Annotated in this window: 1 pseudogene; it reads right to left on the minus strand. The window is 66.7% G+C overall.

Annotated elements, in window-relative coordinates:
• Window positions 1-37: 37 nt before the first annotated feature.
• Window positions 38-1,509, minus strand: a pseudogene (locus tag ACWD5D_RS44820) (IS3 family transposase).
• Between the last annotated feature and the right edge of the window lie 78 nt (window positions 1,510-1,587).

The raw sequence follows: 1,587 nt of genomic DNA on the forward strand, positions 1-1,587 counted from the left end.
CGGAACCTGTCAAAGCGATCAAGGCAGGTAGATCGTTCTAACGCTGTGCCGGGATCAGTGGGCCGTATGGTGCCGGCTTGTTGATCCAGGCCGCTGCGGGGACCTTTGGGGGCTCCGGTGGCTTGCGGACGAAGCGTTCGGGGTGCTTCGCGTAGACCGCCTGGAGGACGTCGGCACGCATCTCGCGGAGCTGTTCGGCGAGGCCGAAGTGGACGTCGTAGGGCGTGTGCAGGCCGATCCCGGAGTGCCGGTGTTCCTCGTTGTACCAGGTGAAGAACTGGGTGCACCACGCCCGGGCGTCCTCGAGGGATCCGAAACGCTCGGGAAAGTCATGCCTGTATTTCAGGGTCTTGTACTGGCTCTCGCTGTACGGGTTGTCGTTCGACGTCTTCGGCCGCGAATGCGACTTGGTGACACCGAGACCCGCCATCATCTGGGCAACGTTCTGCGCGACCATCGGAGACCCGCGGTCCGAGTGGATCGTCAACCGACCTGGCACAATGCCGTACTTGGCGATCGTCTCGGACAGGAACCGCTCGGCGAGGTCCTTGTTCTCCCGGTCGGCGATCATCCAGCCGACCGTGTAGCGGCTGAAGATGTCGATGATCGTGTAGAGGCAGTAGTAGACGCCCTTGACCGGGCCTTTCAGCTTCGTGATGTCCCAGCTCCAGACCCGGTTCGGGCCCTCGGCGACCAGCTCGGGAACGGTTCGGGGCGGATGGAGGGCCTGGCGGCGGCGTTCACGGACCTCGCCGTGCCGTCGCAGGAGCCGGTACATCGTCGACTCCGAGCACAGGTAGACACCCCGATCCAGGAGGACCGCGTAGATCTCGGCGGGCGCCATGTCGGCGAACTCCGGGGAGTGGAGCACATCGAGGACACGTATCTCCTCCTCCGGGGTGAGCGCGCGGGGGTGTCGGCGCCGTTTTTGCCGCGGCACGGCCGGGGCGGGGCTCCGGCGGTGGTGGCGGTAGTAGGTGGCCCGGCTCACGCCGAGCGCGGCGCATGCCTGGACGCGTCCGACCAGCCCGGTGAGCTCTTCGAGGGCGTGGTCGCGGGCGGTAGTGAACGCCACGGCCGCGGACCGGGCCCCGGTCACTGGTCGTTCTCGCCGTTCTGCTTCGGGGCGCTGTCCGTGGCGAACTGGTCGAGCAGCGCGGAGAGTTTTCCCTGGACCTCGATGACCGTGCGGGCCTTCGCGAGGTCGGCTTCCAGGCGGGCCTTCTCCGCCTTCAGCTTCGCGATCTCCCTGTCCCGCGGGTCCCCCTTCGGCCGTCCGGCCGGCGCGGCGAGCGCGTCCAGGGCGCCCTTGTCCCGTTGCTGCCGCCACGTCGTGATCAACGACGAGTACAGCCCCTCCCGCCGCAGCAGGGCACCCTTGCCCTTCTTGTCCAACGACTCGTACTCGGCGAGGATCCTCGTCTTGTACTCCGCGGTATACCGGCGCGGACCGGTCGACCGGGCTTCCACCTGCGGATCAGGGGTCCCGTGGTCATTCGTGCTGGCCACCTGGGCACTACTCCTTCTCCGCCCTCGACTCAACGAATCATCCAGTATGCCTGACTCGACCTACTTTGACAGAGAGGG

It is taken from the genome of Streptomyces sp. NPDC002520 (assembly GCF_053595235.1).